This is a genomic window from Pseudosulfitobacter sp. SM2401 (genome assembly GCF_042932805.1).
Lineage (GTDB): Bacteria > Pseudomonadota > Alphaproteobacteria > Rhodobacterales > Rhodobacteraceae > Ascidiaceihabitans.
In genome coordinates, this window is the sequence record NZ_CP170633.1 from 1,437,809 (window position 1) to 1,460,527 (window position 22,719).

Genomic DNA, 22,719 nt, shown 5'->3' on the forward strand with positions numbered 1-22,719 from the left:
GTTTGGTTACTCCTCGTGTTCAGGGATAAGAATGATTTTTGGGGCGGCGACACGGCCGGCACGAATGTCTTCGAACGCAGCCTGGCCGTCGGACAAAGTGCGCGATTGCGTCCAATCCAACGATCCAAGTTTGCCTTGGAAAATCGCTGTGGCGGTGTCGATAAAATCGCGCGCCGTATAAGTGTAGGTGCCGATGAACGTAATTTCCTGCAAGGTCATACGCCGGATGTCGAGACCACCCGTCGCTTCGCCCAAACCGATGTGCACGATGACGCCGCCGGGGCGTGCGTAGGCAGTGGCATCGGCGCGGGTTGCCGCGTATCCGACCGCGTCGATCACGATGTCGACGGTGCCAAGCGCTGGGATTTCTGCGTCGTGTGGGGCAAGAGCCGCAAAGCCTTGGATGTTCAAAAGAGTTTCCCGGCGCAGGTCATTTGGTTCGATCAACGCGATGTTGCGGGCACCAAAGGCGAACAACGACAGGGCCGCGCCAACACCGATCGCGCCACCACCAATGACCAGGCAATTCAGCTCTGCCAGTGGTTTGCCAATCGCGTGCTGCGCCAGTCGAACACCATGCCAACCACAGGCCAATGGCTCAGCGAGTGCGGCTTTTTCGAATGACACATCGTCGGGAATGGTCACAAGGTTTTTGCGCGAGATACAGACGTATTCGGCGAACGCACCTTCGCGCGGTGGCATCGAAATGATCATGCGTTCGGGGCAAAGATTGGTGCGCCCTTCTTTGCAGGCCGGGCATTTCCCGCAGGACACCAAGGGGTTGATCGTGACGCGGCGCCCGTCTTCGTCGCCACCCACGATAATGCCAGCGGCTTCGTGGCCCAAGGTCAGGGGCGCGGGGCGGCGTTCATCATGGCCCAAAAACGCATGCATGTCAGATCCACAAATGCCCGACGCCATGATCTTGACCAACACTTGGCCTTTGGCGGGTTTGGGCATGTCGGCATCGCGGTAGGTCAGCGTTTCAACATCGGTGTAAACGAGTGCTTTCATTTTGCGGTATATCCTCCGTCGACGTACAGGGTTTGGCCAGTGACATAGGCCGACGCATCCGAGCAGAAAAACATCAGCGGGCCGTCTAAATCGGCAGGTTCGCCGTTGCGTCCGATGCAGGTTTGATCCGCATTGCGTTGCGCCAATTCAGCGTCATTGAACACCGCCGCTGTTAGTTCTGTGCGGAAAAAACCGGGTGCAACTGCGTTTGCGGTGATGCCGTGCGCGGACCATGCTTGTGCCATGGCGCGGGTCATTTGTGTGACGCCACCTTTGGAGACACCATAGCTGATGCCGTTTGGAAATGCGCGGGCAGATTGCAGTGAGGCAAAGTTCACGATGCGGCCCCAGCCTTTGGACTTCATTGCTGGCACCATTGCTTGTGCAAGGAAAAATGGTGCGGACAAGTTCAGGTTCAGCGTCATGTCCCAGCCAGCGTTATCCACGTCATCGGCATTTTGCCGTGTGTTGATACCGGCGGCGTTGATCAAGATATCAGGTCCGCCAAAGGGCAGGGCGGCCGCCGCTGCGATGTCTTTTAGCGCCGAGCGATCAGCCAGGTCTGCGGTGACAATCGCTGTTTCGCCGATGGCTTCGGCTTGCCACGCTGTCAACGCGTCCTCGCGACGTGCGACGCCCACAACTTTGGCACCAGCCGCTGACAGCATCAGTGCCGCTGCGCGACCCAAACCGCTGCTGGCACCGGTGACGCAAGCGACCTTGCCGCTGATATCAAAGAGCGGGGTTGCCATGATCAGTCTTCCGCCGTCAAATCGAAGTTCTCTTTGGGGAAGTATTTGAACAGGCGCGCATCTGCGGCGCGGGCGTGGCCTTCCATTCCCTCAAGGCGCGAAATGCGGGCTGTCGCAATGGCCACGTCGCGTGATCCTTCTTGGGTTGAACGCTGCCACGTGACGATTTTCATGTATTTGTGAACGGACAAGCCGCCAGTGTATTTTGCAGAGGCCGAGGTTGGCAAAACGTGGTTCGTGCCAGAGGCTTTGTCGCCAAACGACACGGTGGTTTCTTCGCCCAAGAAAAGCGACCCGTAGCATTGCAGGCGCTCAAGCCACCAATCGAGATCTTCGGCCTGAACGGTAAGATGTTCTGGCGCGTAGTCATCCGAACAAGCGGCCATTTCTTCGCGGTCCGCACAAACGATGACCTCGGCATAATCGCGCCACGCGGCCTCGGCGTTTTGACGGTTCAGTTCCGGCAAATCAGCGATCAAAGTTGGCACCATTTCCATGACTTTTACCGCCAGCGCGTGGTCATCTGTGACCAACCACACCGGAGAATTATAACCGTGCTCGGCTTGTGATACCAAATCGGTTGCGACCATGTGCGCGTCTGCCGTGGCGTCCGCGAGGATCAAACTGTCGGTTGGACCTGCGATCATGTCGATGCCAACGCGGCCAAACAGAATACGTTTTGCTTCGGCCACAAACTGGTTGCCAGGGCCGACGAGAATGTCTGCCGGGGGCAGATCAAATAGACCAAAGGTCATTGCCGCTACGCCCTGGACACCGCCCATAGCGAGGATTTTGTCAGCGCCACACAGGTTTGCAGCATACACAATTGCCGGCGCTATTCCGACGTCTGGACGCGGAGGTGAGCAGGCAACGATGTGTTCGCAACCAGCAACTTTGGCGGTTGTGACTGTCATGATTGCGCTGGCGATGTGGCTGTAGCGACCACCCGGAACATAGCAACCTGCGGCGCGCACAGGGATCGCTTTTTGACCTGCGATCAGGCCTGGAACGATTTCCAGTTCGACATCGGTCATGGTTGATTTTTGGACTTCGGCAAAGCGGCGCACGTTGTCGTGGGCAAAGGCGATGTCGTCTTTTAGCTTTTGTGGGACCAAAGCGGCGGCCGCCTCGATGTCTTCGGCCGACAAGATTACAGCGCCATCGTAATTGTCGAATTTCGCGGCGTATTCCAGTGCGGCTTTGTCGCCACCAGCCTCAATATCATTCAAGATGGTTTGAACCGTATCACGCACGTCGCCCGCGTCGGTCATAGAAGTCTTAGAGGCTTTTTTAAGATAGTCGCGCGCCATAGTTCACAATCCTATAGTTTGTTTTTCGTGTCGGGCCTGATGCAAATGAATGATCGCATGGCCGTTGCTTGACGTCGGTGTAGGCGGTGTTCAAATGCTTTGCAAGCGCTTACATTTTTTGTTAAGTTGCTTTTGCGCTTCTTATCCACTGATTTCAAAAAGGTGAATTGAGTGGCGCGAATTGGCACAAACGCAAAGGTTATATTCGGAATGTCGAAAACGACGCCCCCAACGCTTGCGGATGTTTCGCGCCTTGCCGGTGTGTCGACGGCGACAATTTCGCGCGCGCTGAATGATCCGAATGTGGTTGCACAAAAGACCCGAGAAAAGATCGAGGCCGCGATAAACACCCTTGGCTACACGCCAAATTCCGGCGGGCGCATGTTGGCATCCTCACGCAGCAATACTGTGGGCGCGATCATCCCGACTATGGCAAACGCGATTTTTGCCAATGGCTTGCAAGCCTTTCAAGAAGCGCTGTCAGAGGCCGGCGTCACGATGCTGGTGGCAAGCACCGGGTACGATCCAAAGGCCGAACTGACGCAGATCCGCAACCTAATGGCGCATGGGGCAGGTGGGTTGTTGCTGATCGGACAAGAGCGCCCCGAAGACTCCAACCGGTTCTTGCGGATCCGGAACATTCCGCATGTGTTGGGGTGGTGTTACGGCGACGATGTGGACAACCTGTATGTCGGGTTTGACAACAAGGCGGCGGCCTATGACGCAGCACTTAAGGTGCTTGAGATGGGGCACCGGAAAATCGCCATGATCTCGGGCATTCTGGACGGAAACGACCGTGCGCAAGCCCGTTATGACGGCGTGTTGGATGCAATTTCGCAGTTTGGGCAGGGTGCGACTTTGGTTGCATCGGCGCCGTCACCTTATGTTTTGCAAGGCGGTCGCGACGGGTTTGACCAAGTGAAATCAGCCCAGCCCACAGCGATTATTTGCGGCAACGATGTTGTGGCAGCAGGGGCGATGACGCGGGCCCAAGAGCTGGGGTTCAAAGTGCCAAGCGACATCTCGATCATCGGATTTGATGACATCGGATTGGCGTCTGCCGTGTCCCCAAGGATGAGCACAGTGCGCGTTCCCCAAGAACAAATGGGCAAAGCCGCAGCCGAGGTTTTGATCGCGCGCATGGGCGGCACCCAAGGCACAAGCGTGAAATTCCCCACCGAATTCATCCAGCGGGGATCTCTGGCACCGCCCGCCTAGATCAGCGCGATCATCACGTCGCGCGCCACATTCACGTCCGCTTGGGTCGCATCAAATTGACCCACTTGGAACCGTACAACGATTTGCCCATCCACCCGCGTTTGCGTGATGTAAATGCGCCCGTCATCGTTAATCCGGTTCACATAATCGATCATCGCCGCGTCATCTTTGCCCGTCAGTCGAAAGGTGAACAGCGACAAAATCGGGTCTGTCACGATGTCAAATCGTGCATCGGCGCGCAGTTGTTCGCACAACTCTTGCGCCCAGGCGACGTGATTGCGCAGGCGGGTCCGCAGCCCCTCTAGCCCATAGGACCGGATCAGAAACCACAGTTTTAGCGCGCGGAAACGACGGCCCAGTGGCACCGACCATTCCGAGTAGTTGATCAAATTGTCGTGCCCGTGGGTTTTCAAATACTCCGGTTGGATCGCCAGCGTTTGCACGAGACTGCTTGGGTCGCGCAGAAAATGCGCCGAGCAATCAAACTGCGCGCCAAGCCATTTGTGTGGGTTGAAAACAATCGAATCCGCCAGCTCGACCCCGGCCCAAAGTGCGCGAAATTCGGGGCAAATCATGCCCGCACCAGCCCATGCTGCATCGACGTGTGAATACAGATCAAAGTCGCGCGCGATTTGCAAAACCTGCGCTAAATCATCACTGGCGCCGGTGCCGGTGCCGCCCGTGCAAGCAATCACGCCGGCGGGTTGATGACCGTCCGCGATGTCTTGCTGGATCAGCGCGCGCAATGCATCCGGGTCCATGCCACGCAGCGCCCCCTTGACGGGAACACGCACCAGATTGTCCTGACCGATGCCTGCGACCCAGATGGCACGATCAACCGAGGTGTGAACTTCGGCCGAGCAATAGATCCGCAGGCGCGGTTGGCCCGACAGACCCATCTGGTTGCCCTTCCAGTTCAGGGCGCGTTCACGCATCGTCAAAACGGCGGCCAAAGTGGCAGAGGAGGCGCTGTCTTGGATCACGCCGGAAAATCCGTCGGGCAGGTCAATCGCTTGACGCAGCCATTCCAGCATGACGGTTTCCATCTCAGTGGCTGCCGGAGACGTCTGCCACAGCATGCATTGTGCGGCGATCGTCGACACCAGCATTTCCGCCAGCATCGAGGGTGGAGCTGCATTTGCCGGAAAATACGCAAAGAACCGCGGGTGCTGCCAGTGCGTGATCCCGGGCATCACGATGCGTTCGAAATCGGCCATTATGGTGTCCATGCCGGTCGATGCTTCGGGTGGGGTTTGATCCAGTTGAACGGCGATATCACCGGGCGCGGTTTGTGCGCGCACGGGACGGTCGCGGATCGTTTTGTGGTAATCGGCAGCCCAGTCCGAAATCCGTGCGCCCCATTCGGGGAATTCATCCCAATTCATGCCATGTTCCCTTTGCGATCACGATTATTTAATTGCTTTGTTAAGTGATGTGTAGCGTGAATGATCCCGCCGCGTAAACTGCAAGCGCAATCGCGACAGTGAATTTCTCGTGACACGGACGTCGTTGCACGCACCAATTGCGAAAAATCCAAGGTCAGCATCCACAATATGCTTGAACACCGTGTGTGAAATTGTCCACATACGGTGCATGAACGAATGTTTTTGCCTGTAATCAAGGAGTTTTGAAATGGGTTTTACGGATGCAGTACGCACATGCCTGACAGAAAAATACATCACCTTTAGTGGCCGTGCATCACGGTCGGAATATTGGTGGTTTGCACTGTTTTCGCTGCTGGTGACACTCGTTTTGGTTGGGCTGTTCTTCTTGTTCGGCGGCGTTCGCGCCATGAACACGGGTCAGTTTTCGACGATCAATTACATTATGGGCGCCCTCTTTGGTGTTGGGATGATCGCGCTGTATATCCCGTATATTTCGGTTTATGTGCGCCGCTTTCATGATCGGGATTTGTCTGGTTGGTGGATTTTGGGTGTGTTTGTCTTGTCCAATATTCCCTACCTCGGAGTGCTGATCAGCCTTGCGGCCTTTGTCATCACAGTCCTAAAGGGCACAGACGGCGAAAACCGGTTTGGCGAAGATCCGCTAAACCCATCCTCTGGCGCGGACGTGTTCGCCTAAGGATTTGCACAACTTAATGCGCAAGTATTGCGTCTGCGCGATGATGATTGTCTGGGTTTTGCCCGCTATCAGCGTCGCGCAAGACGCGAATGACACGAGCCTCGAGTATTCGGTGCTTGAGGCTGTTGATCGGCCTGTTGGTGACAGCTCCGAAGATTTTCGCGCCGTGGCCAAACGGGCGGACGCACGGTCCGACACGATCTATGCCAGCAAGCTTGACGGTGATCTGACGGGTGCGCGCGCGCAATCTGATCCCTCAACTACTGTTTCCCCACGCCAACGATCGCCAATGGATCTGAACGGGTTTGGCGTTGTCCTTGCTGTGGGTCTGGTAATTGGCGCTTTGTTTTTGTGGCTGAAATTCGGGGGTGGCGGGACGCTGTTGGCCCGCGAACCCAGAGATGACACGCGGCGCAAACATACAACGCCAGACGCGTGGAAAATGGGTGACGAGGCGATAAAAGACGCCGATGGGCTGCTGGCCCAGATTGCGCAAATGACAGACCGAACTGCAGCGATGGTGCTTTTGTTGCGCCATTGTTTGCTGGCCGCTGCGCGTGCCACCGATGCGCGGTTTGCACGCTCGGATACAGAACGTGGCGCATTTGGCAGGCTACCGGCAAATTGGATCCATCGCACGCGCCTTGAAACGATGTTGCAGCACACTGAACTTGCGCATTACGGCGGACGAGATGTGGCCCAAGACCGGTTTGACGATGCTCTGGATGCGGCACGTCGCATTTTGAACGGCGCAAAATATGCGGGTGGCGCGCGTGGCTGAAACACCTTCAAACACGGCACCTTCGAACATGATGCCGATTGTCGTGGTCTGCGGTCTGCTGATTGCGGGCTTTTTGATGCTGACCTTGCTAAGTTCCGGCGCACGTGATCGCCAGTTGAACATGTCCCAGATCGGGTTTGGCGCATTGGGGCCGTGGCTGATTGCCCAAGATATTCCGGCACGTCAATCGCACCCGCGACTTAGCCCGCGTCTGGATGCGCTAAGTCTGCGAATATTGCCGATCTTTGATATGAATTTGGCAACCGACGGTCTTGATCCTGAAACCCGCGCGGACCGGATCAAGGATTACGATCAACGCGATCTCGACCTTTCGGTGTTTCATGACAAATTGATGGAACTTGAAAGCGTCGTTTTATTCCCCAAATGGCGGGGAGCGTTGATTGAGACCGGCATTGCGCATGAACAGGCGTTGGTGCCTGCCGATCTGTATTCAAACCTAGCGCGGCAGCTGGGTCTGGAGGGGTTGCAAGTGCTGCGTGGTGGTGCGGAATTTGCAACACAAACCCTGTGGGACAGCTTTGAGGTGTCGCTGTTTCATGCGCAGCGGTTCGATATTTCAACCCTGCCAAAGCAGTGCCGCACCAGCCTGCGGTTCGGGCGTGATGCCCTGATTATCACATGTGCGCTGGAAGACGCGGATCATCCGGTTCACTTTGTGGCTGATCCTGATTTGATGAACAATCACGGCATGGTTGCGTCAGATAATTCTGCGTTTACAGCGGGCTACATCACAAACTTAATCAACGAATCCAAACATCCGGTGTACATTGACAACAGCCCGAACCTGTTGACTGCCACCGCCGAAAGCCAGGAACGACAAGACTACGAGCGTGGCTCGGACGAGATGTCGCGGTTTTTCATGTATCCGTTTTCGCTATTTTGGGCTGTGCTGATGATCGTCTTGGCGGTGCTGTTCTGGCGTGGGTCGCGCCGGTTTGGTCCCGTCCAAAGTTACGGGCCTGCACCGCGCGAGCTGTCCAAACGGGCGGCTATTGCGGCCAAGGCGCGGCTGCTGCGCTTGTCTGGAAATGACGGGCATATGGTTTCGGATTTTGTGCGTCTGCAGCTCCAAGACCTTGGTGCGCGCAGTTTTGGCGGCGCTTTGGGGCAGGGCAACGAGGCGCGGTTTATAGCGCTTTTGGCGCGGCGTGATCCGGATCTCGCCCAAGAATTTTCGGCCGTCACCGACGTGTTGATCAACGATGGCGCTGACATGGCCCCACAGGTCCTTGATCGTCATTTGGCCATCTACCAAACTCTTCTTAAGAAAGTTGTGCAACATTATGAACCTGTCTGAATTCCAAACATTGGCCGACGATATTCGCGGTGAAATCGGGTCTGTCGTGCAAGGACAACGTGGGTTGATCGACATGCTGTTGGTGTCGATTTTTGCACGTGGTCACGTGCTGCTTGAGGGGCCTCCGGGTACTGCAAAAACACTTGTCGCGCGGTGCATGAGCCAGGTTGTCGATCTGGATTTCGGGCGAGTCCAATTCACCCCGGACCTGATGCCGGGGGATGTGTTGGGCGTGAACCTTTTTAACTTTGAGACCAATGAGTTCCGTCTAACCAAAGGCCCAATTTTTACGGACATTCTTCTCGCTGATGAAATCAACCGTGCACCGCCAAAAACCCAGTCGGCCTTGTTGCAAGCGATGAACGAACGCGAAGTTACGATTGACGGCACGAACTATCCGCTGGGCGACAATTTCTTTATCATCGCCACGCAAAACCCGATTGAACAGCACGGCACATACCCGCTGCCAGAGGCGCAATTGGACCGGTTCCTGTTCAAGGTTCTGGTCGATTTTCCAGACCGCCAAACCGAGATTGATATTTTGATGCGCTCCGCCGGATTGCCGCTTGGCAATGGCAGTGGTGGTGCGGCTTTGCGCCGTGTGATGGATCGCGACACGTTGAAAGCTGGCCATGAATTGGTCGATTCAATCAGGCTGGATGAAACGATCCTGACCTACATTGTTGACCTCGTGCGCGCGACCCGCGATGACGGTGAAATCCAGCACGGCGCGTCGACCCGCGCGGCAGATGCGATTGCCGGTGCGGTGCGTGCCAAGGCCGCATTGGAAGGGCGTGACTATGCGATCCCGGACGATGTTCAGGCGCTGATTATCCCCGCGCTGCGTCACCGTTTGGTGCTGGGACCATCGGCTGAAATCGAAGGGCGTACGACAGATGACGTGTTGACGACCTTGCTAAATCGCACGGACGCGCCACGCTAGGATGCGCCCCTCAGTTCGCCTTATTGCACTGGTTTTGGGTGTGGCTGCGGCCACGGTCATGATCGGTATGACCCGAACAGACGGTGCAACGGCGGTCATTGCGTTGTGGGGTGTGCTGATTTCTGTGGCAATTGTCGACTTGGCAATGTCTGCAAGCGCACGTGATTTTGACATTAGCACTGACATGCAAGATACTGGCTATGTTGGTAAATCTGCGTTTATCAAACTGTCAATTAGGGCAAAGAAAAATGCATTGCCTGTCAACATCGCGTTGCGATTGGATCATAGTGTCGAGCTGAGTTTGCAAGAAGACACGGTGTATCTGGAGTGTGATGCGGGCACAAAAAATGCTGGTGTGAAAATTCCTATCGATCTGCGTGAACGGGGCGAGGCGCGGCTGACGCGGTTGTCGTTGATGTATGTCTCGCGCTTTGGGCTGTTCGATGTTTTGCCAAGCTGGCCGCTGGATATTAGCATTGCGATTGTACCCGATATTGCGCCAGTGCTGAACGGGGAAATCCACACTCAGATGTTACCGCTGCTCGATGGGTTAAAGGACATGAACCTGCGCGGCGAGGGGTCCGAATTTCATCAGTTGCGCGAATTCCAGACGGGTATGGATCCGCGGTCGATTGATTGGAAGCGCTCGGCGCGCACGCGCAATCTGGTGGCGCGTGAAACCCGCGCTGAACGCAACCACCAGATCATGTTGTGTTTGGATCAGGGGCACCTGATGGGCGAACGCATCGGCAAGCTGGCCAAGCTGGATCATGCGATCAATGCATCCCTGTCGCTGGCGTGGGCTGGCGGTTTGGGCGGCGATAACGTGGGCTTTTACAGCTTTGATGCGACGCCTCAAACATTCATTCCGCCGCGTCCGGGCCGGCGTGCCTTTGCGCATATTCAAAAGGTCAGCGCCGGGCTGGAACAGGTCGCGCATGAAACCAACCACACGCTCGGGATCACGCAGCTGAATGGCAATCTCAAACGGCGTTCGTTGATCGTGGTGTTTTCGGATTTTGTCGATAGCGTCACAGCCGAGCTGCTGGTCGAGAACCTCGGCGTGATTTCGCGCCAACATCTGGTGCTCTACATCGCGCTGCGTGATCCTGAATTGCAGGCGATCGCGGAACCTGATGATACGTCGATGAACGCGATCGCAAATTCGGTGTCGGCGCGGCAATTGCTGCGTGAACGTCAGGCGGTTCTGGACCGTTTGCAGCGCCTCGGGATTTTGTGCATCGACACCGTGCCAGAGCAACTGACTGCGCGCCTGATTTCGCGCTATATCGATATCAAATCGCAGGAAATGATATGATGATCCGATCCTCTCGATTTCGAGCCGAGCGTGAAGCGGGCTGGAAAAAGCTGGAAACACTAGTCACTGTGGCCGAGGCCAATGGCATGTCTGCGCTGAGTTACGAACAGGCGCAAAACCTTGCCAGCCTGTATCGCCAAGCGGTGAATTCGCTGAGCGTGGCGCGGTCAATTTCGATGGACAAGGCGCTGCTTGCCTATCTCGACGCGTTGTGTGCGCGGGCCTATCTGGTGGTTTACGCCCCCCAAGAAAGCGTGCGCGGCGCAGTTGTGCGCCTGTTCACTTCCGGCATTCCACGGGCGGTGCGTCGATCCGCGTTGCCGTTGTTCATCGGATTTTTGGCGATGGTTTTGGGGGCCGTGGTTGGCTATCTGCTGTATTTTCAAGACCCCGAATGGTTCTTTACGTTTGTGCCGCCTAGCATGTCGGACGGGCGCGCGCCGGGGGCCTCGGTTGAATACTTGCGTTCGACCTTGTTTGACGATGACAGGCAAGACGGCGAAAGCCTTGGGGTCTTTGCGTCGTTCCTGTTTTCGCACAACACACGCATCGCCATTTTCATCTTTGCGCTTGGCATATTTGCCTCGCTGCCCAGTTTTATTCTGACGTTTTACAATGGGTTACTGTTAGGCGCGTTCTTTGCGATGTTCGCCGAAGCGGGGCTTGGCTACGAGCTGTTTGGCTGGTTGTCGATCCACGGTGTAACCGAGTTGTCGGCGATCTGCGTGGCCTGCGCGGGCGGTGCGCAGCTGGGGCTTGCGGTGCTGTTACCGGGCAATACCACGCGGCGCGAGGCGTTGCGATTGGCGGGCAGGGACGCGGTGAAACTGATGATTTTGGCGGGGTTGATGTTGATCGCTGCCGCCATCATCGAAGGCTTCTTTCGCCAGTTGGTTCAAAGCACGGAATTGCGACTGTTCATCGGCTGGGGCATCGGTGCGCTGTGGCTTGCGTGGCTCATGCTGGCCGGGCGCGGCCCCGAAATAGAGCGTGACTTATGAAGGATCGCCGCATCGAAATCGTTCCACCCGAAGGTGTGCCTGTATCGCTAAAAGTGGCGACCGCCGGGGCGCGTTTCGGTGCGCAAACATTGGACATTTTGATCACCTTTGGTGGCATGTTCCTGTTCTTGCTATTTGTCATTTTTACCAACTTTCTGGATGAAGGGCTGCTGGTTTCGCTGTTCTTTTTGCTGACGTTTTTCCTGCGCGTGCCGTATTATATTTTCTCGGAACTGGTCTGGAACGGGCGCACCCTGGGCAAACGTATCGTCAAAATCCGCGTGATCAGCGCGGATGGTGGACGCCTGACGCCGCATCAGATTGTTGCGCGTAATTTGATGAAAGAAGTCGAAGTGTTCCTGCCTGCGACCACCTTGCTGACGGGCAATTTCGGCAACGGTTGGACCGGTTTTGCGATCTTTGTGTGGATGTGCGCGATCTTGCTGTTTCCGCTGCTGAACAAACGCCGGTTGCGCTTGGGGGATATGATCGCGGGCACTTTGGTTGTTGAACAACCCAAAGCGTTTTTGATGCCGGATCTGGCCGCACCCAAGGTTAAGACCGAGTCCGGTTTTGTCTTTGATGTGTCGCACCTCAACATCTACGGGCGCTTTGAATTGCAGGCGCTTGAGGGTATCTTGCGCGAGCGTCCAAAGACACCTGACGCCAGACAGCGGGTGTCCGATGTGGTCAGAACCATCCGGCGTAAAATCAACTATGTTGAACCTTTGCTGCCGAATGATCATTGGGCATTTCTGACCGATTTTTACCGCCAGCAGCGCGCATATCTGGAAAGCCGCCAGTTGTTCGGGGATGCGCGCGAGAACAAATTTCACGACAAATCAAAGGATTAGGTTTGCATCCTTCGTGGTCTACGCTGCGCCTTTTTCTCGCAAATACCCAAGCATTTCGGGGCGATAGGCGTCAATTTCGTCGCGAACGGCTGCGTGCTGCGACAACTGGTTTTGGTAGGTCCGCACGGAGGCTGGCCAGTCCAGTTTTGGCACAACCGGACCTTCAAACAGCGCAATCCATTCCAGTGTGATGATCGTGCCGGGGTCACCCATCCACAGCCTGTCTGGCGAAAGACCGGCGCGACCCAGCATGTGCCCCAACGCAATCAACTGCTTTTGAATTTGGGCGTGTGCCAGCGAGATCGCAGCGCTGTCGCGGGTTTCGGGATCAACATGAGCAAACGTGAGACGCAGGGCGGGTTCAAGGCGCGTGTCGGCAAACCGCGACCGTTCGCGACATTTTGCCCGCCCGATCACCGTGTCAGGCAACATCGGAATTTCGGGATGTTTTTCCTCGAGGTATTCTGCGATCACTTCGCTGTCGGTCAGGATCAAATCGCCGTCCACAAGGGCCGGAATATTCCCAGACGGAACGATCGCGAGATACTCTTGTGACCCACCACCACCGGGCGGAGGTGCCTCTTGAAACGATAGTTTTTTGTGGCGCAGAAGTATCCGCAATTTAGCGCAATACAGTGAATGATCTGATGTATAAATTAACATTTTGCCTGACTGATCCTACGCGTGGTCGTTGCAATTTCTACCACACCATAGCGTTGGAATGCCGGACAGGAACAGCCGCTAAGCACCCTAACAAAATGGTGTTGCAGAGGCGCTGGCAGGCCGGTTTTAGATGAACACGGGCTGGGCATGATGAACCTATCCAGCAAAACCGCCGACGCGATTTCAACAATATGATGGAATCGTATGTGTTTTTGCTGGTATAGTATTTGAATGGATTTGGGAATTCCCTCAACCTTGCACGACAGACTAAAACGAATCTGTGGTTTCTGGGAGGAAAAACATGAAATCTCTACGTAATTCGGCACTTGGCCTGACGCTGTGCGTCGCTGGTGCTTCATTTGCGTCAGCACAAGATCTGACAATCGCAATCGTAAACAACGGTCACATGATCAACATGCAGAAAGTAGCGCAAGCCTACACTGCAGAGACTGGTGTGAACCTGAACTGGGTTTCGCTAGAAGAAGGCGTTCTGCGCGAGCAAGTCACATCTGACACAGCCACCGGTGGCGGTCAGTACGACATCATCAACATCGGCATGCAAGAAGCACCCATCTGGGGCGCGGCAGGCTGGATCGAGCCCCTGAACTTTGGCGCAGAATACGACGTTGACGACATGCTGCCAGCAATGCGCAACGGTTTGTCCCACGAGGGCACGTTGTACGCGGCACCATTCTACGGTGAATCGTCCATGGTCATGTACCGCAAGGACCTGACAGATGCCGCCGGCGTAACAATCGCCGACAACGATTCATGGGACAACATCAAGGCCGCAGCGGCTGCGATGCACAATCCTGGTGCTGGCGTTTACGGTGCATGCTTGCGCGGTAAGCCAGGTTGGGGCGACAACATGGCGTTCGTGACAACTGTTGTGAACTCCTTTGGTGGTGCATGGTTCGACAAAGACATGCGTCCGGTTCTTGACTCTGACGAGTGGAAATCTGCGATCAACTTCTACGTTGATCTGTTGGGCAACTACGGCCCTCCCGGTTCTGAAGGTAACTCCTTTAACGAAATCCTTGCTCTTTACAACGAAGGCAAGTGTGGCATGTGGATCGATGCAACAATCGCTGCGTCATTCCTGGAAGTCGAAGGCGTTGCATACGCCCAGTCGCCAAACGCTGGTAACCCAGTGGGCGCGAACTGGTTGTGGGCATGGGCAATGGCCGTCCCTACAGGTTCGCCAAACTCCGAAGCTGCACACGCGTTCATCGAGTGGGCAACATCCAAAGCGTACATCCAAGCGGTTGCAGCGCACCCTGACTTTGGCTGGGGTTCGGTTCCTACAGGCACACGTGCGTCCACCTATGCCTACCCTGAGTTCCAAGCGGCGGCACCTTTTGCAGCAGCTGAAATGGCAGCCATTGAATCTGCGGCACCAGAAGCCACAGACATCAAGCCATACGTAGGTGTTCAGTTCGCAGCGATCCCTGAGTTCCCAGAAGTCGGTACAGCCGTTGCTCAAGAAATCGCAGCAGCTTTGTCCGGCGCGAAATCAGTCGACGATGCATTGGCCGCAGCGCAATCTGCCGCAGACGCAATCATGTCCGAAGCGGGCTACTACTAAGCCGCTAACGCATAGATTACCAAAGGGTCCGGAGGACGATTTCCGGGCCCTTTACCCCCAGTTGACACGTTCGCCCGATCTGTCCGACCACTGCGTCACCGCCGTGTTTGGCACAACCGCTCTGCAAACGATCATCCGCTAATTCACAAATTCAACGAAACTTCTGCTTCGCACAGGTGACCCGAGCTATGTCCAAAAGAACGCTCCCTCGCATACTTCAAACCCCAGCTGTTTTGTTGCTGCTCGTTTGGATGTTGGTCCCGCTTAGCATGACGATTTACTTTTCGTTCATCCGCTACGTTTTGAACAGTTCGATCCGTCCGGAATGGACCAAACCGGCGCTGAGCAACTGGCGCGGATTTGGCAACTACAACTACGTGCTGAACGCCAAGGATTTCTGGTTCGCAATCCAGAATTCGGTGTTCATCGTGACCAGCATTCTCGTGTTGACCGTGATTTTGGGTCTCGCGATTGCAGTTCTGGTCAACAGGTCTTTTCCCGGACGTGGTATCGTGCGCGTCTTGCTGATTTCACCGTTTTTCGTCATGCCAGCGGTCAACGCGGTGTTGTGGATCAACATGATCCTTGACCCGGTTTTGGGGCTTCAGGGCCTTGCAGTTGGCGGCATTAACAACATCGTTGACGGGTTGCGCGAATTTCCGGTCTTGGGCGCGTTCTTTAATTTGTGGCCCGAATTCCGGCCGCTGTCGTTCCGCGCAACACAGACGTCATCCTACGCGGTGATCATGATGGTGGCGTGGCAATGGACACCCTTTGCGGTCCTGATTTTCATGACGTCTTTGCAATCCGAGGACGAAAGCCAGAAAGAGGCGGCAACGCTGGATGGGGCGTCTGCATGGTCGCAATTCATCAATCTGACGGTTCCGCATTTGGCCCGGCCCATCGCGATTGTGGTGATGATCCAGTCGATCTTTCATCTGTCGCTGTATGCGGAAATCGAAATCGTCAGCCGTGGCAGCGGGAATAAAAACCTGCCCTATCTGATCGGTGAATTTACCAACAACAACATTGGTGCCGCGAGTGCCACAGGCATCTTTGCAGTCATCCTTGCCAACATCATCGCGATCTTCTTGTTGCGCATGGTTGGCAAGAGCTTGATGGATTAGGGGAAAAGACAATGGCAACAGTCGCTCAAAGCTCGAAACTTGGTAATTTCCTTTGGCCCGTCTTGGCCTGGACCATCGCCCTGATCTTTTTCTTTCCGATTTTCTGGTTGGTGTTTACCAGCTTTAAGACCGACGCCGACGCGGTCAAACCGGAATTCCTGATCTTTTTCACACCAACGCTCGAAAACTACACGAACATGACGCAAAACTACGATTACTGGCGCTTTGCCATTAACTCGGTCATCACCTCGTCGTTTGCCACGTTGTTTGCGCTGATTGTGGGTGTGCCTGCGGCCTACGCGATGGCGTTCAACCCCAGCCGTCACACCAAAGATATTCTGATGTGGATGTTGTCGACCAAGATGCTGCCAGCTGCGGCCGTGCTTTATCCGATGACGTTTCTGACCAAAAACATGCTAGGAATCTACGACACGCATTTCTTGGTGATTTTGGTTTTGTGCCTGATCAATCTGCCGATCGTGATCTGGATGTTGTTCACCTATTTCAAAGAAATCCCCAAAGAAATCATTGAGGCGGGCAAGATGGACGGCGTGTCTACGTGGGGCGAAATCAAGGATATTCTGATCCCGCTGGCATGGGGCGGCATCGCATCCACGGCACTGCTGACGTTCATCTTTTGCTGGAACGAAGCCTACTGGAGCGTGCGTTTGACAACGATTAACGCGGCCACATTGTCCACGCTGATCGAAGGCAACCGCGCACCCGAGGGTCTGTTCTTTGGCCGCCTGTCAGCCGTATCGACGGCGGCAATTGCGCCCATCGTTATCCTTGGCTGGTTCTGCCAAAAACAATTGGTACAGGGCCTGACATTCGGAGCCGTCAAGTAATGCTGAACGCGGCCCCCACCGATCTGACGGGCAAAACCTGCCTGGTGACTGGTGCCGTTGGTGGCATCGGGGCCAGTGCGGTTGCGCATTTCGCTGCCCTCGGCGGAACGGTTTATGCGACTGATATTGCAGATGAATTTGACGGGCCAGCCACGTACGCGCCGTTCAACTTACTGGACGACAACGGGCTGACTGGCTGCACCAACTGGATCGCAGACATCAAACCCGACGTGTTGTTCAACAACGCGGCCGTCTTCGACATGGGCGGTGTGCTGGACGCAGATCTTGCGCAATTTGACCGCTTGTTTGGCGTCAACGTGCGGGCGTTTTACGCGGTGATGCAGGCCACGGCCAAATCGATGGTCGCGCGCGGGCAGGGCGGTTCGATTATCAATCTCGCGTCCCAAGCAGGGCACCGCGGCGAAGCGCTGGTCGCGCATTATTGCGCCACCAAGGCTGCCGTGATCAGCTACACCCAATCCGCAGCACTCGCGCTTGCGCCGCATAAAATCCGCGTAAATGCCATCAGCCCAGGCGTGATCGACACGCCGATGTGGGCATCGGTTGACGCGTTGTTCGCAAAATTCGAGGGCAAGGAACCGGGGCAAAAGAAACGCGAAGTCGGTGCCGCCGTACCGCTTGGCCACATGGGCGTGCCAGACGATGTGGCACGCGCCGCTGTTTTCCTTGCATCAGATCAATCATCCTACATGACCGCGCAGACCATCGGTGTCGATGGCGGCAACGTGCTGAGGTGAATGCATGTCAATAATCGCCCCTGAAATTGAAATGGTTGATCGCAGCACGCGGTCCATTCGCTACCTTGAACACGGGTGGCCAAATGAATTGTGCCGCTGGCATGCGCACGAAGAATACGAGCTGCACTTGATCACGGCGACACGCGGCAAGGCGTTTGTGGGCGACTACATCGGCGATTTCAAAGCTGGCGATTTGTTCATGACCGGGCCGAACCTGCCGCACAACTGGATCACCGATAAAGTCTGGACCGAACCTGCCCCAACGCGCGACATGCTGGTTCAATTCAGCCACGAAAGTGTTGGCAAACTCGCCGAAGGCTTTCCTGAATTCGCTCAGGTTTTGCAACTGCTACAGCTGGCCCAGTCTGGCATTTTGTTTGAGGGGTTCAACCCGACCTTTGCGCGTGGACACATGGAATCGATCCGCGACAACAAAGGCGCTGAACGTATTCTGGCTTTCGTGCGCTTTCTCGTGCGGCTCAATGAACATGCCGAGAAAAAGACCCTGTCGGCGGCCAAACTGATCCAACCCGAAGGCGGCAGCAAACAGGCGCGCATCGCAGAAGTGGTTGATTTTATTGTCAAGAACTTTAGCGACGTGATTTCGGTTGGCCAAGCCGCTGACATGGCGCGTATGACCGAAATTACCTTCAGTCGCAATTTTCAGGCGGTGACCGGGCATAGCTTTGTCGAGTTTCTGAACCGCATTCGCATCGGCGAGGCCTGCGGCATGCTGTATGCCTCTGACGATCAGATCATCACGATTTCGCAAATGGCGGGGTTCAAAAACCTTGCTAATTTCAACCGGCATTTCTTGAAGGTGAAGGGCATGACTCCTTCCGAATACCGCGATACCGCGCGCAAGGATCTCGCACCGCAAATGGAGCCTACCTCATGAACAGTGTGACGCACACACCCGTGTTCGCAACCCGCTATGACCGGTCCGCGTGTGATATTGGCGTTGTCCATTTGGGCTTTGGTGCGTTCCACCGTGCGCATCAGGCGGTTTACATCGACGATTACATGGATGTGTCCGGCGATTTGCGCTGGGGCATTGCTGCCGTCAATTTGCGTGGGTCTGAGGCCGATCAATTTGTCTTAGCCGAGGCGGACATTAACCGTCATGACGGCTACTATCTCAAGTCTTATTCCGCTGAAGGTGAGGTTGCGCTGCGCCGTGTGCGCCCACATGTGCACTTTGCCGATTGGAGCATTGCGCGCGCCAGTTCCGAGGCGCTGTTGTCAAAGGCTTCGGTGCATTTGGTGACGATCACCGTGACCGAAAGCGGCTATTACACTGATCCCAATGGCGATCTAAGCCTGACAGATCCGACGATCAACGCCGAGGTTGCAGGTGGCACCGCGCACAGCGTTTATGGATATCTGCGCGCCGCTTTGCGCGGGCGTGTTGCAAGCACAGGGGCACCGCTGACCATCGCGTGTTGCGACAATATCCGCCAGAACGGCAAGATGTTGCGTCGCAATTTGCAGACCTACCTTGAGGCGTGCAGTGATCAATCGCTCGCAACTTGGGTGAATACGAACGTGGCGTTTCCCTGTTCTATGGTTGATCGGATTACACCGCGCAGCCCGGCCGAACTTGGCCCGGAATTGTCCATTCTGGTGGGCAAAGACGTCACATCGCCGGTCATGGCGGAAGATTTCATTCAATGGGTTTTGCAAGACAGCGCGGTCGCACCAATGCCTGATCTAGCGCAATCCGGCGTGACTGTAACGCCAGATGTTGATCCTTACGAGGAAACCAAAATCCGCGTGTTAAACGGTGGACACACCGCGCTGGCCTACATGGCCGCCCTTGACGGGGTCGAAACGTTTGATGCCGCGATGCGCGTGGATCACTTGAACAAACACTTCCAAGATTTTGAAACAAAAGAAGTTCTGCCTGCAATCACCATTGATCTGCCGTTCAGCAAAGAAGATTACCTTGCTGACATCGCGCGGCGTTTTGGCAATCAGGCCATCGGTGATACGGTGGCGCGCATCTGTGCGGATGGCATGGCAAAGTTTCCGATTTTCATCCGGCCAACGCTGTTTGGGTGCTTTGAACAGGGCATCGTGCCGGTCTTTGCGATCAAAAGCATTGCCAGCTGGTATGTTTTTGCCCGTCACGTCGCCGCCGGAAATATACCGTTCAAATACGTCGAACCCAGTTGGAACGATCTCGAAGCGCTGCTGGGGACGGATGCATTTTTGACCAATCGCCAACTGTGGGGCGATCTACCTGAAACCTATCCTGAATTCGTAGACACCCTGCGACGTGAGATTAAAGAATTGGAGCTAAAATGTCCGGTCTAACTCTGCGCGATGTGCGCAAAAGCTATGGCGAAACGCAAGTTATGCACGGCGTCGACCTCGATATTGAAGACGGCGAATTTGTCGTGTTTGTTGGCCCGTCAGGCTGCGGTAAATCCACGCTGCTGCGCATGATTGCCGGGCTCGAGGAAATCTCGGATGGGACTGTCGCGATTGGCGATCAGGTGGTGAATGACGTCGCCGCATCCAAGCGTGGCGTGGCGATGGTGTTCCAATCCTACGCGCTATATCCGCACATGACCGTCTATAAAAACATGGCGTTCGGGCTAAAGCAGGCCAAGACGGATCCCAAGGAAATTCACAGCCGCGTGACGGCTGCTGCCGAAATTTTGCAGATCACCGATTATCTGGAACGCAGCCCGCGCAACCTGTCTGGCGGGCAGCGTCAGCGGGTGGCAATTGGCCGTGCGATTGTGCGCGACCCCAAAGTGTTTCTGTTTGACGAACCGCTGTCCAATCTGGATGCCGCTTTGCGAGTGCAAACCCGCCTTGAAATCGCGCGCCTGCATCAGCGTCTTAAAACCACGATGATCTACGTGACCCACGATCAGGTCGAAGCGATGACGCTGGCGGATAAAATCGTCGTGTTGCGCGACGGGCGGATCGAGCAGGTTGGTTCTCCGATCGAGCTGTATGAACGCCCGGCAAACGCCTTTGTTGCGCAGTTTATCGGCAGCCCAAAGATGAACTTTTTCTCGGCGGACGATCTGTCACCAAACGCGGGCGAAACGTTGGGCCGTGAATTGCCAACGACAGAGCAAGTTGGTCTGCGTCCTGAACATTTGGTCGTCACAGATACAGCCAATGCGGTTGTCGAGGGGCGTCTGGATCTGATTGAAAACCTTGGGGAATACGCGTTGGTTCACTTGATTTCATCCACAGGCGTGGAATTCATTGCCAAGACGGAAAAACCACCAGAGGCGGAAAAAGGCGAAACGATCGGCTTTACGATCAAGCCCGAACTTGCCCACTATTTTGGTGCTGAAAGCGGCTTGCGCATTTAAGGATACGGCCCATGACTGCTGACTTTTTTGACGTTGCCGCAGCGTGTAAATCAACAGGCGGTTTTCAATGATTGTGTGTTGTGGCGAAGCGCTAATTGATATGATCCCGACGACGGATAGTTCTGGCGCGCGCAGCTTCACGCCGCATGCTGGTGGCGCTATTTTCAATACGGCGATTGCGTTGGGTCGGCTCGGGGCGCAAGCGCATTTTGTGTCGGGGGTTTCGACAGATTTGTTCGGCAAAATCTTGTTGGATCAACTGCACAAAAGCAATGTGGCGACCGACCTTGTTGTGCGTTCTGATCGCCCGACGACGCTCGCGTTTGTGGAACTGACCGATGGGCACGCGAGCTATGTTTTCTACGATGAAAACACGGCTGGCAGACTGCTTGATCCGCAAGAACGACCGAGCATTCCTGACGCGGCCAATGCGATGTATTTTGGTGGGATCAGCCTGATCAGTGAACCGGCGGCCGATTTTTATCTGGCACTTGCTGTGCGCGAAGCATCGCGGCGCGTTATTGTTGTTGATCCGAATATTCGGGTGTCTTTCATCCAAGACGAGGTATCTTACCGCGCCCGTTTGGACACGCTGATCGCCCATGTTGATATCCTCAAAGTATCTGACGAAGACCTGGATTGGATTGTACCGGGCCCATTGTCGCTGCTTGAGAAAGCCGGTGTTTTGCGCGAACGAGGGCCGGAAATCGTGGTTTTGACCAAAGGCAGTGCAGGTGCCTGCGCGTTGTTTGGCGAGGGCGAAATCGTTGATGTCCCAGCGCAGACCGTCACCGTCGCAGACACCGTCGGGGCAGGTGACACATTCAACGCCGGTTTCCTCGCCAAACTGGCAGAAGACGGGCTGCTTGATCGCAATCGGATCAACAATTTGAACGCAGCTGATTTGCGGCGGGCGCTTGAATACGGAACCAAAGTTGCTGCGGTGACTGTGTCGCGGCCGGGTGCAAATCCTCCGTGGAAAAGCGAGCTGGCGTAGGTCGAATTCTGGCGGGAAACCCTATCGAGATCAGCTGTTATGCGCGCAAGCTGATCGCCGCACGACGCAAAACATCCAGAGCGCGATCGAATTCTGCGGGCTTGTCGAATTGGTTGACCGATGCGGTTGTCGCCAGCACTGCCGGGGACGCGCCGATGGGCCCGATCGGCACTGCGATCCCGGCCGCGCCCATTTCGAATTCGTTGCGCACAAACGCGTATCCCTGTTTGGCTGCGGTTTCGATTTTGCTGCGTACAGAACCAACATCCATGTCCGTTTCTGGCGTGTACCGTTCAGGCGTCAGTCCGGAGAGTGCCGTCGCTTGATCTGCATCTGAACCATGTGCCAGCAGCATGCGACCCACTGCCGTCGGCAGCAACGGCAACGTGCTGCCCACCGAAAAACCAAACGAAACCCGCGCCGATGAAATGGCCGATCGCGCGACATAGATTGCGCGGTCACCGTCCTGCATGGCCAAGGCGATTTCGCCCTCGAATTCCTCGGCGTATTGGTTCAGCACCGGTTGCACCCGATGCCCAAAATCGTTGGAAGTGAGGTAGCCACCCGCGATTGCCAAAATCTTTGGCGCAAGACGCAAGACCCGATCTGTTTTGTGCAAATACCCATCATCCTGCAGCGTCATGCACAGCCTGCGCGTTGTGGCACGGTCAAACCCGGTCAACCGCGACACCTCGGCCATCGTTAGGTCGCGCCTGCCGGTTTCGAAGCACGATAAAACCCTTAAGCCTTTGGCAAAGGTTGAGGCATTGTTCTTGTTGGTCATGTTGACAGGTTTTTCCGATTTCAATATG

22 protein-coding genes are annotated in these 22,719 nt (G+C 55.5%); 16 read left to right on the forward strand and 6 right to left on the reverse strand.

All coding sequences use genetic code 11. The features are described from left to right. Positions 1-6: 6 nt before the first annotated feature. From ACFIO0_RS07080 to hisD, 3 genes are read right to left on the reverse strand one after another with little or no spacing between them, the layout of a single operon-like run. Complete coding sequence (locus ACFIO0_RS07080; RefSeq protein ID WP_390914649.1) at positions 7-1,014, reverse strand: alcohol dehydrogenase catalytic domain-containing protein; 1,008 nt, start codon at positions 1,012-1,014, stop codon at positions 7-9. Then, the gene (locus ACFIO0_RS07085) at positions 1,011-1,766 is read right to left on the reverse strand and encodes an SDR family oxidoreductase (RefSeq protein WP_390914650.1); all 756 of its coding nucleotides are present in this window, start codon (positions 1,764-1,766) and stop codon (positions 1,011-1,013) included. The genes ACFIO0_RS07080 and ACFIO0_RS07085 overlap by 4 nt, the downstream gene beginning before the upstream one ends. A gap of 2 nt (positions 1,767-1,768) precedes the next feature. Beyond that, positions 1,769-3,076: a histidinol dehydrogenase gene (gene hisD / locus ACFIO0_RS07090; RefSeq protein ID WP_390914651.1), complete on the reverse strand. Its 1,308-nt coding sequence runs from the start codon at positions 3,074-3,076 to the stop codon at positions 1,769-1,771. A 210-nt stretch (positions 3,077-3,286) separates the two neighbouring features. Between hisD and ACFIO0_RS07095 the strand changes: the two genes are divergently transcribed. Beyond that, on the forward strand, positions 3,287-4,294 hold the full coding sequence (locus tag ACFIO0_RS07095; RefSeq protein ID WP_390914652.1) for a substrate-binding domain-containing protein: 1,008 nt from the start codon (positions 3,287-3,289) through the stop codon (positions 4,292-4,294). On the opposite strand, the gene ACFIO0_RS07100 is transcribed toward ACFIO0_RS07095, so the two are convergent. Then, positions 4,291-5,679: a pyridoxal-dependent decarboxylase gene (locus ACFIO0_RS07100; RefSeq protein ID WP_390914653.1), complete on the reverse strand. Its 1,389-nt coding sequence runs from the start codon at positions 5,677-5,679 to the stop codon at positions 4,291-4,293. The genes ACFIO0_RS07095 and ACFIO0_RS07100 overlap by 4 nt on opposite strands. A gap of 247 nt (positions 5,680-5,926) precedes the next feature. Here ACFIO0_RS07100 and ACFIO0_RS07105 point away from each other — a divergent pair, with 247 nt between their 5' ends. Genes ACFIO0_RS07105 through ACFIO0_RS07135 form a run of 7 tightly spaced genes read left to right on the forward strand, consistent with a single transcriptional unit; the run spans position 5,927 to position 12,591 of the window. Then, complete coding sequence (locus tag ACFIO0_RS07105; RefSeq protein WP_390914654.1) at positions 5,927-6,376, forward strand: DUF805 domain-containing protein; 450 nt, start codon at positions 5,927-5,929, stop codon at positions 6,374-6,376. Between the two features lie 40 nt (positions 6,377-6,416). Beyond that, entirely contained in the window at positions 6,417-7,157 is a 741-nt protein-coding gene (locus ACFIO0_RS07110) for a hypothetical protein (RefSeq protein ID WP_390914655.1), read from the forward strand. Beyond that, positions 7,150-8,475 (forward strand): hypothetical protein, encoded by a 1,326-nt coding sequence (locus ACFIO0_RS07115; RefSeq protein ID WP_390914656.1) that lies wholly within the window; start codon positions 7,150-7,152, stop codon positions 8,473-8,475. The genes ACFIO0_RS07110 and ACFIO0_RS07115 overlap by 8 nt, the downstream gene beginning before the upstream one ends. Beyond that, on the forward strand, positions 8,462-9,418 hold the full coding sequence (locus tag ACFIO0_RS07120) for an AAA family ATPase (protein WP_390914657.1): 957 nt from the start codon (positions 8,462-8,464) through the stop codon (positions 9,416-9,418). Before ACFIO0_RS07115 ends, ACFIO0_RS07120 begins: the two co-directional genes overlap by 14 nt. A 1-nt stretch (position 9,419) precedes the next feature. Next, positions 9,420-10,736 carry a DUF58 domain-containing protein gene (locus tag ACFIO0_RS07125; RefSeq protein WP_390914658.1) on the forward strand — a complete coding sequence of 439 codons (1,317 nt, stop codon included), beginning with the start codon at positions 9,420-9,422 and terminating at the stop codon, positions 10,734-10,736. Continuing rightward, on the forward strand, positions 10,733-11,737 hold the full coding sequence (locus ACFIO0_RS07130; protein ID WP_390914659.1) for a stage II sporulation protein M: 1,005 nt from the start codon (positions 10,733-10,735) through the stop codon (positions 11,735-11,737). The genes ACFIO0_RS07125 and ACFIO0_RS07130 overlap by 4 nt, the downstream gene beginning before the upstream one ends. Next, complete coding sequence (locus ACFIO0_RS07135; protein ID WP_390914660.1) at positions 11,734-12,591, forward strand: RDD family protein; 858 nt, start codon at positions 11,734-11,736, stop codon at positions 12,589-12,591. The genes ACFIO0_RS07130 and ACFIO0_RS07135 overlap by 4 nt, the downstream gene beginning before the upstream one ends. Positions 12,592-12,609: 18 nt before the next feature. On the opposite strand, the gene ACFIO0_RS07140 is transcribed toward ACFIO0_RS07135, so the two are convergent. Further along, complete coding sequence (locus ACFIO0_RS07140) at positions 12,610-13,254, reverse strand: glutathione S-transferase N-terminal domain-containing protein (protein ID WP_390914661.1); 645 nt, start codon at positions 13,252-13,254, stop codon at positions 12,610-12,612. A 301-nt stretch (positions 13,255-13,555) separates the two neighbouring features. Between ACFIO0_RS07140 and ACFIO0_RS07145 the strand changes: the two genes are divergently transcribed. From ACFIO0_RS07145 to ACFIO0_RS07180, 8 genes are all read left to right on the forward strand, one after another. After that, complete coding sequence (locus ACFIO0_RS07145) at positions 13,556-14,839, forward strand: extracellular solute-binding protein (protein WP_390914662.1); 1,284 nt, start codon at positions 13,556-13,558, stop codon at positions 14,837-14,839. A gap of 269 nt (positions 14,840-15,108) precedes the next feature. Beyond that, positions 15,109-15,966: an ABC transporter permease subunit gene (locus ACFIO0_RS07150; RefSeq protein WP_390914663.1), complete on the forward strand. Its 858-nt coding sequence runs from the start codon at positions 15,109-15,111 to the stop codon at positions 15,964-15,966. Between the two features lie 11 nt (positions 15,967-15,977). Further along, positions 15,978-16,814: an ABC transporter permease subunit gene (locus ACFIO0_RS07155; RefSeq protein WP_390914664.1), complete on the forward strand. Its 837-nt coding sequence runs from the start codon at positions 15,978-15,980 to the stop codon at positions 16,812-16,814. After that, a complete protein-coding gene (locus tag ACFIO0_RS07160; protein ID WP_390914665.1) occupies positions 16,814-17,572 on the forward strand; it encodes an SDR family oxidoreductase in 759 nt (252 codons plus the stop codon). Before ACFIO0_RS07155 ends, ACFIO0_RS07160 begins: the two co-directional genes overlap by 1 nt. A gap of 4 nt (positions 17,573-17,576) precedes the next feature. After that, positions 17,577-18,470, forward strand: coding sequence for a helix-turn-helix domain-containing protein (locus ACFIO0_RS07165; protein WP_390914666.1), 894 nt, complete (start codon positions 17,577-17,579; stop codon positions 18,468-18,470). Then, the gene (locus ACFIO0_RS07170) at positions 18,467-19,888 is read left to right on the forward strand and encodes a mannitol dehydrogenase family protein (RefSeq protein WP_390914667.1); all 1,422 of its coding nucleotides are present in this window, start codon (positions 18,467-18,469) and stop codon (positions 19,886-19,888) included. The genes ACFIO0_RS07165 and ACFIO0_RS07170 overlap by 4 nt, the downstream gene beginning before the upstream one ends. Beyond that, a complete protein-coding gene (locus ACFIO0_RS07175) occupies positions 19,876-20,910 on the forward strand; it encodes a sn-glycerol-3-phosphate ABC transporter ATP-binding protein UgpC (RefSeq protein WP_390914668.1) in 1,035 nt (344 codons plus the stop codon). The genes ACFIO0_RS07170 and ACFIO0_RS07175 overlap by 13 nt, the downstream gene beginning before the upstream one ends. A 67-nt stretch (positions 20,911-20,977) precedes the next feature. Next, positions 20,978-21,907, forward strand: coding sequence for a PfkB family carbohydrate kinase (locus ACFIO0_RS07180; protein ID WP_390914669.1), 930 nt, complete (start codon positions 20,978-20,980; stop codon positions 21,905-21,907). Between the two features lie 37 nt (positions 21,908-21,944). Here the strand turns inward: ACFIO0_RS07180 and ACFIO0_RS07185 are convergent, their stop codons facing one another. Next, positions 21,945-22,691: an IclR family transcriptional regulator C-terminal domain-containing protein gene (locus ACFIO0_RS07185; protein ID WP_390914670.1), complete on the reverse strand. Its 747-nt coding sequence runs from the start codon at positions 22,689-22,691 to the stop codon at positions 21,945-21,947. Positions 22,692-22,719: the final 28 nt, after the last annotated feature.

Coding starts and splice junctions, on each gene's coding strand:
- ACFIO0_RS07140 (WP_390914661.1), bottom strand. CDS start 13,254: ATGTTAATTTATACATCAGATCATTCACTGTATTGCGCTAAATTGCGG.
- ACFIO0_RS07100 (WP_390914653.1), bottom strand. CDS start 5,679: ATGAATTGGGATGAATTCCCCGAATGGGGCGCACGGATTTCGGACTGG.
- ACFIO0_RS07155 (WP_390914664.1), top strand. CDS start 15,978: ATGGCAACAGTCGCTCAAAGCTCGAAACTTGGTAATTTCCTTTGGCCC.
- ACFIO0_RS07160 (WP_390914665.1), top strand. CDS start 16,814: ATGCTGAACGCGGCCCCCACCGATCTGACGGGCAAAACCTGCCTGGTG.
- ACFIO0_RS07080 (WP_390914649.1), bottom strand. CDS start 1,014: ATGAAAGCACTCGTTTACACCGATGTTGAAACGCTGACCTACCGCGAT.
- ACFIO0_RS07185 (WP_390914670.1), bottom strand. CDS start 22,691: ATGACCAACAAGAACAATGCCTCAACCTTTGCCAAAGGCTTAAGGGTT.
- ACFIO0_RS07125 (WP_390914658.1), top strand. CDS start 9,420: ATGCGCCCCTCAGTTCGCCTTATTGCACTGGTTTTGGGTGTGGCTGCG.
- ACFIO0_RS07110 (WP_390914655.1), top strand. CDS start 6,417: ATGATGATTGTCTGGGTTTTGCCCGCTATCAGCGTCGCGCAAGACGCG.
- ACFIO0_RS07175 (WP_390914668.1), top strand. CDS start 19,876: ATGTCCGGTCTAACTCTGCGCGATGTGCGCAAAAGCTATGGCGAAACG.
- hisD (WP_390914651.1), bottom strand. CDS start 3,076: ATGGCGCGCGACTATCTTAAAAAAGCCTCTAAGACTTCTATGACCGAC.
- ACFIO0_RS07095 (WP_390914652.1), top strand. CDS start 3,287: ATGTCGAAAACGACGCCCCCAACGCTTGCGGATGTTTCGCGCCTTGCC.
- ACFIO0_RS07120 (WP_390914657.1), top strand. CDS start 8,462: ATGAACCTGTCTGAATTCCAAACATTGGCCGACGATATTCGCGGTGAA.
- ACFIO0_RS07145 (WP_390914662.1), top strand. CDS start 13,556: ATGAAATCTCTACGTAATTCGGCACTTGGCCTGACGCTGTGCGTCGCT.
- ACFIO0_RS07105 (WP_390914654.1), top strand. CDS start 5,927: ATGGGTTTTACGGATGCAGTACGCACATGCCTGACAGAAAAATACATC.
- ACFIO0_RS07130 (WP_390914659.1), top strand. CDS start 10,733: ATGATGATCCGATCCTCTCGATTTCGAGCCGAGCGTGAAGCGGGCTGG.
- ACFIO0_RS07165 (WP_390914666.1), top strand. CDS start 17,577: ATGTCAATAATCGCCCCTGAAATTGAAATGGTTGATCGCAGCACGCGG.
- ACFIO0_RS07135 (WP_390914660.1), top strand. CDS start 11,734: ATGAAGGATCGCCGCATCGAAATCGTTCCACCCGAAGGTGTGCCTGTA.
- ACFIO0_RS07180 (WP_390914669.1), top strand. CDS start 20,978: ATGATTGTGTGTTGTGGCGAAGCGCTAATTGATATGATCCCGACGACG.
- ACFIO0_RS07085 (WP_390914650.1), bottom strand. CDS start 1,766: ATGGCAACCCCGCTCTTTGATATCAGCGGCAAGGTCGCTTGCGTCACC.
- ACFIO0_RS07170 (WP_390914667.1), top strand. CDS start 18,467: ATGAACAGTGTGACGCACACACCCGTGTTCGCAACCCGCTATGACCGG.
- ACFIO0_RS07150 (WP_390914663.1), top strand. CDS start 15,109: ATGACGATTTACTTTTCGTTCATCCGCTACGTTTTGAACAGTTCGATC.